Origin of the sequence: Tabrizicola sp., assembly GCF_036781545.1 — a bacterium.
Classification (GTDB): Bacteria; Pseudomonadota; Alphaproteobacteria; order Rhodobacterales; family Rhodobacteraceae; genus Tabrizicola.
In genome coordinates this window covers 1-6,206 of the sequence record NZ_DAIQAT010000189.1, presented here as the reverse complement: position 1 = coordinate 6,206, position 6,206 = coordinate 1, and the positions used below count along the sequence as shown (strand labels likewise).

7 protein-coding genes are annotated in these 6,206 nt (G+C 65.4%); 1 reads left to right on the top strand and 6 read right to left on the bottom strand.

What is annotated here, in order from left to right; all coding sequences use genetic code 11:
• The coding region (locus V7Q39_RS18610) for an NAD(P)/FAD-dependent oxidoreductase (protein ID WP_333818105.1) at positions 1 to 1,014 on the top strand (1,014 nt) is incomplete at its 5' end.
• 7 nt (positions 1,015 to 1,021) lie between these two features.
• Here V7Q39_RS18610 and V7Q39_RS18605 read toward each other — a convergent pair.
• The 6 genes from V7Q39_RS18605 to deoD form a co-directional block, all read right to left on the bottom strand.
• Positions 1,022 to 1,177 (bottom strand): hypothetical protein, encoded by a 156-nt coding sequence (locus V7Q39_RS18605; protein ID WP_333818104.1) that lies wholly within the window; start codon positions 1,175 to 1,177, stop codon positions 1,022 to 1,024.
• A 404-nt stretch (positions 1,178 to 1,581) separates the two neighbouring features.
• The gene (gene metG, locus V7Q39_RS18600; RefSeq protein ID WP_333818103.1) at positions 1,582 to 3,300 is read right to left on the bottom strand and encodes a methionine--tRNA ligase; all 1,719 of its coding nucleotides are present in this window, start codon (positions 3,298 to 3,300) and stop codon (positions 1,582 to 1,584) included.
• A gap of 120 nt (positions 3,301 to 3,420) precedes the next feature.
• Entirely contained in the window at positions 3,421 to 3,963 is a 543-nt protein-coding gene (locus V7Q39_RS18595; RefSeq protein ID WP_333818102.1) for a cytochrome b, read from the bottom strand.
• Between the two features lies 1 nt (position 3,964).
• Positions 3,965 to 4,534 carry a YceI family protein gene (locus tag V7Q39_RS18590; protein ID WP_333818101.1) on the bottom strand — a complete coding sequence of 190 codons (570 nt, stop codon included), beginning with the start codon at positions 4,532 to 4,534 and terminating at the stop codon, positions 3,965 to 3,967.
• 84 nt (positions 4,535 to 4,618) lie between these two features.
• The gene (locus tag V7Q39_RS18585) at positions 4,619 to 5,374 is read right to left on the bottom strand and encodes an SDR family NAD(P)-dependent oxidoreductase (RefSeq protein ID WP_333818100.1); all 756 of its coding nucleotides are present in this window, start codon (positions 5,372 to 5,374) and stop codon (positions 4,619 to 4,621) included.
• 123 nt (positions 5,375 to 5,497) lie between these two features.
• Positions 5,498 to 6,202, bottom strand: a complete 705-nt coding sequence (gene deoD, locus V7Q39_RS18580; protein WP_333818106.1) for a purine-nucleoside phosphorylase — start codon at positions 6,200 to 6,202, stop codon at positions 5,498 to 5,500.
• Positions 6,203 to 6,206 lie beyond the last annotated feature (4 nt).

Below are 6,206 nucleotides of genomic sequence, written 5' to 3'. Positions count from 1 at the left end.
TCGACCGAGCTGAACATCCGCATCTCGCAGTTCGGGGCCGATTTCGTGCAGTCGCTGCGGGCGCGGATGGGCGGGGACGACAGGGTGCCCGAGCTGAAAATCCAGAACTTCGGCTACCTCTACCTCGCCGATAGTGAAGATTTCGCTAATGTGCTGCGCGCCAACCAGAAGGTGCAGGCGGCGGCAGGGGCGGGGACGCGGCTGCTGGCGCGCGATCAGATCGCCGAAGAATTCCCGTTCATGATGGTGGACGATCTGGTGCTGGGCAGCCTGAACACCAAGGACGAAGGCTATTTCGACGGCTCGACCGTCTTCGATTGGTTCCACCGCAAGGCCCGCGAGGCCGGGGTGGAATATGTTTCGGACGAGGTGGTGGGACTGGATGTTTCTGGCGGCCAAGTCACTGGAGTCAGGCTGAAATCCGGGCGGAGCGTGAGTTGTGGCACGGTTGTCAACGCCTCGGGCACGCGCGGGGCGAAGGTGGCGGCGATGGCGGGGATCGAGATTCCGATCGAGCCGCGGAAACGGTTCAACTGGGTGATCCAGGCCGAGACGCCGCTGGACCGGCCCTTGCCTTTGACCATTGATCCGTCAGGGGTTTTCGTCCGCGAAGTGGGCGGCGGAACCTATATGGCGGGGGGACATGCCGATGTGGACCCGGCGGTGGCGTTCGACGATTTCGCCATGGATCAGGACCTGTGGATGGACAAGATCTGGCCGGGCATCGCCACCCGCATCCCGGCTTTCGAGACGGTGAAGGTGATCAGCGAATGGGCGGGGCAGTACGACTACAACTGCCTGGACCAGAATGCGATCACCGGACCGCATCCGGAGATCGGCAACTTCCTGTTCCTGAACGGATTTTCCGGCCACGGGCTGCAGCAGTCGCCCGCGATGGGACGGGCGACGGCGGAATGGATCCTGCATGGCGGCTACCGCACGCTGGATATGAGCGAATTCCACTACGAGCGCATCGCCGAAGGACGCGCGCTGGTGGAAGGGGCGATCATCTGAACGGCAGTCAGTCGGTGTTGAGCAGCGCGGTCGGGGACTGGACGGAGATCAAGTCCTTGGGCGCAAAGACGAAAACCAGCACTCCCACATAGACGGCAAGGAACAGGGCGACGGCGGCATAGGTTCTGGCGGGGCGGGAACGCGACTGCAGAATCTGTGTCATCTCGGTTTCTCCTGGACTTGGCAGAAGTCGGGCAGCGACTCAGGTCCGATGGCGGGACAATACCACCATTGCGTGTGGTTCGGCTTCCCAAGTTTTGCGCGTCGGCGGAATTTCTTCCTTTCAGAGAGGGGAGCGGGCAAAATTTCGCCCGCCACGGAGACGTTTCTGCGGTTGCACACGAACCTTTTTCCGCAGCGGAGCGACTGGGGCGATCAACGATTCGCTTGGTCGGGATTTCCTGCGGCAAGCGCTTGAGAACGCTGTGTTTACCGGCGGGGCAGGGAGCCGGGCGGTATCTGTCCTGTGTCTGGAAAGCGTATGGCTGTGAGCCATACGCGCGGCCCGTCCAAAGGCCGTTAAGCAAAAACCGGTTCTGCGGCTGCGAAAGGCGGCGGAAAGCTGCCTCAGGCGCGGATGCCGGAGAAGCGGGCCTGCCAGTCGGCGCGCTCTTCGTCGGTGATCTTGCGGAAAAGATTCTCGGGCACGGTGAAGCCATGGTCCGGGGGCAGGGCGCGCATCGCGGCAGAGATGTCGGCGGGCCAGGTCCAGTCGTCACTGCCCACGGCCTGCATCATCGTGGCCGAGGCGTCGGGGATGAAGGGGGCCGAGAGGATCGCATAGACGCGGATCAGGTTCAGTGCGAGGCGGATGATGGCCTGGGCCTGCTCCGGGTCGGTCTTGACGACAGACCAGGGCGCGGCGGCTTGCAGGTATTCGTTGCCGATCACCCAGATCGCGCGCAGCTCGGCCGCGGCCTTGCGGACCTCCATCTGTTCCATGAAGCGGGTGTAGTCGGTGATCCGCGCGCCGAGGTCGGCGATGAGGGCGGTCTCCAGCGGGTCGAAGCTGCCGCCGGAGGGGACTTCGTTGCCGAATTTCGAGACGGCGAATTTGGTCACGCGGGAGACGAGGTTGCCGAGAACGTCGGCGAGGTCCTTGTTCACCGAGGCTTGGAAATTCTCCCAGGTGAATTCGCTGTCGGCGCTTTCCGGCGCATGGGACAGGAGCCACCAGCGCCAGTAGTCGGCGGGCAGGATCGAGAGCGCCTGGTCCATGAAGACGCCGCGGCCCTGGCTGGTGGAGAACTGGCCGCCGTCATAGTTGAGATAGTTGAAGGACTTGAGGTAGTCGACCAGCTTCCACGGCTCGCCGCTTCCCAGGATCGTGGCGGGGAAGGAGAGGGTGTGGAAGGGCACGTTGTCCTTGCCCATGAACTGGTAATAGGTCACGTCCGCAGCGCCCTTGTCAGTGCGCCACCAGCGTTCCCAATCGGCATCCGCCTTGCCATTGGCGTCGGCCCATTCGGCCGTGCAGGCGATGTATTCGATGGGGGCGTCGAACCAGACGTAGAAGACCTTGCCCTCCATTCCTGGCCAGGGCTGGTCGCCCTTCTTGACCGGGATGCCCCAGTAGAGGTCGCGGGTGATGCCGCGGTCCTGCAGGCCGTCGCCGTCGTTCAGCCATTTCTTCGCGATCGAGGTGGTCAGGATCGGCCAGTCGGTCTTGCTGTCGATCCAGGCCTCCAGCTTGTCGCGCAGGGCGCGCTGCCGGAGGTAGAGATGCTTGGTCTCGCGGACCTCCAGATTGGTGGAGCCGCTGATGGACGACCGGGGATTGATCAGGTCGGTCGGGTCGAGCTGCTTGGTGCAGTTTTCGCACTGGTCGCCGCGCGCGGCCTCGTAGCCGCAGTTGGGGCAGGTGCCGGTGATGTAGCGGTCGGGCAGGAAGCGGTTGTCGTCGATGGAGAAGACCTGTTTCTCGCTGACCTCGGCGATCAGGCCGTGTTCATCCAGCTTGCCCGCGAAATGCTGGGTGAGCTTGTGGTTGCGCTGGCTGGACGACCGGCCGAAATGGTCGAAGGAGAGGCGGAACCCCTTCGCCAGTTCCGCCTGCACCTGATGCATCTCGGCGCAATATTCCTCGACCGGCTTCCCGGCTTTGGCGGCGGCGAGCTCGGCCGGGGTGCCGTGTTCGTCGGTGGCGCAGATGAACATCACCTCATGCCCCATCGCCCGGTTGAAGCGGGCGAAGAGGTCGGCGGGAAGCTGGGAGCCGACGAGGTTCCCGAGGTGCTTGATCCCGTTGATGTAGGGAATGGCCGAGGTGATGAGGATGCGTGCCATGTCTGCGCCTTGCATGAGTCCGGCGATTGCTTAGCCGAAGCGCAGGAAAAGGGCCAGCGGTGCGGCGCGGGGCAAGTTTGTCTCGCGAAAGCTTCCTTGAACCGGGTCTTCGCAGAAGACTCAGGCGCGGCCGCGGATCATCCGGGTCAGGGTGCCATCGCCTTCGGCCTGCCGCTTGAGCGCGCCGAGGACATGGACCGCGATCAGCGCCATCAGAAGCTTGGTCAGGACATCGTGCAGGCCGAACCAGAAGGCCTCGCCTTCCTCGGACGCTTCGACCAGCGGCGGCACGGTCCAGCGTTCGGCGATCATCACGTCGATCCCGGTGGCGGAGCTTCCGGCCCAGCCGGTCAGCGGAATGGCGATGAGGAGGAGGTAGATCGCCCAATGCGCGGTGCGGGCGGCCCAGAAAAGCAGGTTGTGCGGACCGAGAGGGGGCGGCGGGGGGCTGACGAGGTGCCAGGCGATGCGCAGCAGGATCAGGGCGAGGACGAGGAAGCCCACGGTCTTGTGCAGCCCGTAAAGCCAGAGGTTCGCGAGGCCGGGCTCCAAGCTGCCAAGCCGGAGGCCGAGGGCGAGCTGGCCGAAGATGAGCAGCATCATCGTCCAGTGGATCGCCCGTGTGACGAGACCGAACTCCCCCGGGCCGTTCCGGAGCCCCATCTCAGCCCGCCGCGTCGATGCGGGCGGTAATGATGATGCGGACCTGGTCGCCCACCATGTCGGACCAGCCGGTTGCCCCGAAGTCAGAGCGGTTCACATTGCCGGTAAGCTTGACGGTGAGATGGTCGAGTTCTCCCTCCGCGCTGCCCTTGGGGCGGAAGATCTGGGCGTGGAGCGTGACAGGCCTGGTCACGCCGCGGATGGTGAGGTTGCCGGTGACATCGGCGGCCTCGCCCGCGCGCTTGACCGAGGTGCTTTCGAAGGTCATCCGGGGGTGACCCCTGGCGTCCAGCACCTTCGGGCCTTTCAGCGCCTGGGCGGCGAAGGGAAAGCTGGCCTTGGCCCCGGTCACGTCCAGCGCGACATCGACGGTGCAATTCGTCACATTTTCGAAGTCGAGCTTCAGGTCGGCTTTTTCCAGCGGGATCGAACCGGTGATGAGGTCGGGGCCGAAGTCGGTCTCGAAGGCAACGGTCGAGGCGGTTGGGTCAAGGTGGTAGGCGGTGGTGGCGGCACTGGCCCCGTGGGGGCAGAGGAGAGCGGCAAGGACAAGGGCGGCAAGGCGGCGCATGTGGTCCCCCGGTGCAACTTCGCAAGGGATGCTAGCACCGGGGGCGGGTTTCTCAAAATCACGCTGACGTAGGGGTAAGGCGCCCTATTGCGCGGTATAGCCGCCATCGACCAGGTGGTATGAGCCGGTGATGAAGCTCGCCTGATCGGACAAGAGGAAGAGGACCAGCGCGGCGACTTCGCCGGGTGTGCCGAGGCGGCCCTGGGCGTGGCGCGAGGCGAGGAAATCCTGCGTGGCCTGGTCGAGGTGCTTGTCGATGAGCGGCGTGTGGATGAAGGCGGGGCCGACCGAGTTGATGCGGATGCCCTTCTGGCCGTATTCCAGCGCGGCAGACTTGGTCAGCCCTACGACGCCGTGCTTGGCCGCGACATAGGCCGCGCTGTTGGCGAAGCCGACACTGCCGAGGATCGAGGCGATGTTCACCACCGCCCCGCCGCCCGCGCGTTCAAGGGCGGGAAGGCCGAAGCGCAAGCCGTAGAAGACGGCGTTCAGGTTCACGTCGATGACCTGTTTCCAGCTGTCGACCGGATAGGCGCCGGTCAGGGCCGAGGCGCCGCCGATTCCCGCGTTGTTGACCAGAAGCTGCAGGCCGCCGCCCCAGGATTCGGCGTCGGCCACCAGCTTTTCGACGGTGGCGGGGTCGGCCACGTTGCCGCCCGCCGCGCGCGCCTTGCCGCCCGAGGCCTGGATCGCGGCCACGACGCGGGCGGCGCCGTCCTCGTTCAGGTCCTGCACCACGACCTGCGCTCCGCTGGCCGCGAGGGCGGTGGCGATGGCCTCGCCGATGCCCGAGCCTGCACCGGTGACGAGGGCGGTCTTGCCGGGGAAGGTGATATCCATGGTCGTCTCCTTGCTTTGATCCGGGAAGGAAGGACCGATCCAGAGGAAAGTTCCATGATCCGGGTCAAGGCGGCGGGCGATGGGTGGAATTTTTCGGTCGGCAGTCGGGCAGGACCTGACGGGTCAGGCGAAGGCGGCCTCCAGCGCGATCTCGACCATCGCACCGAAGCTCGTTTCGCGTTGGTCGGCAGGCAGCGCTTCGCCAGTGGTCATGTGGTCCGAGACGGTGAGGACCGCGAGCGCGCGGGCGCCGTGGCGGGCGGCGAGCATGTAAAGCTCGGCGGCCTCCATCTCGACCCCAAGGCAGCCGTGGCGCAGCAGCTGTTCGGTTAGGTCGGGGCGTTCGTCGTAGAACGTGTCGGAGGAGTGGATGCCGCCAACATGGACAGGGACGCCCTTGGCGGTGGCGGCGGCGTAGGCCTTTGACAACAGGCCGAAATCGGCACAGGGGGCGAAGTTCAGCTCCTTCAGGATCGTGCGCGAGGGGGAGCCCACGGTGGAGGCGGTCTGCGCCAGGATCACGTCACGGACCTTCACGCGTTCGGGCAGCGCCCCGGCGGAGCCGATGCGGATCAGCGTCTTCGCGCCGTAGTCGCGGATCAGCTCATTGGCGTAGATCGACATCGACGGCATCCCCATGCCGGAGCCGTGGATGGTGACGCGGTGGCCCTGCCAGCTGCCGGTGTAGCCAAGCATCCCGCGGACCTCGTTCACCAGCACCGCATCGGTCAGGAAGGTCTGAGCGGCCCAGCGGGCGCGGTAGGGATCGCCCGGGAGAAGCACGGTTTCGGCGATGTCGCCCGGCTTGGCGCCGATGTGGAAGGTCATGTCT

What these genes read in the sequence shown, in the direction of transcription:
- V7Q39_RS18605 (WP_333818104.1), bottom strand. Translation starts at nt 1,177, where the DNA reads ATGACACAGATTCTGCAGTCGCGTTCCCGCCCCGCCAGAACCTATGCC.
- metG (WP_333818103.1), bottom strand. Translation starts at nt 3,300, where the DNA reads ATGGCACGCATCCTCATCACCTCGGCCATTCCCTACATCAACGGGATC.
- V7Q39_RS18595 (WP_333818102.1), bottom strand. Translation starts at nt 3,963, where the DNA reads ATGGGGCTCCGGAACGGCCCGGGGGAGTTCGGTCTCGTCACACGGGCG.
- V7Q39_RS18590 (WP_333818101.1), bottom strand. Translation starts at nt 4,534, where the DNA reads ATGCGCCGCCTTGCCGCCCTTGTCCTTGCCGCTCTCCTCTGCCCCCAC.
- V7Q39_RS18585 (WP_333818100.1), bottom strand. Translation starts at nt 5,374, where the DNA reads ATGGATATCACCTTCCCCGGCAAGACCGCCCTCGTCACCGGTGCAGGC.
- deoD (WP_333818106.1), bottom strand. Translation starts at nt 6,202, where the DNA reads ATGACCTTCCACATCGGCGCCAAGCCGGGCGACATCGCCGAAACCGTG.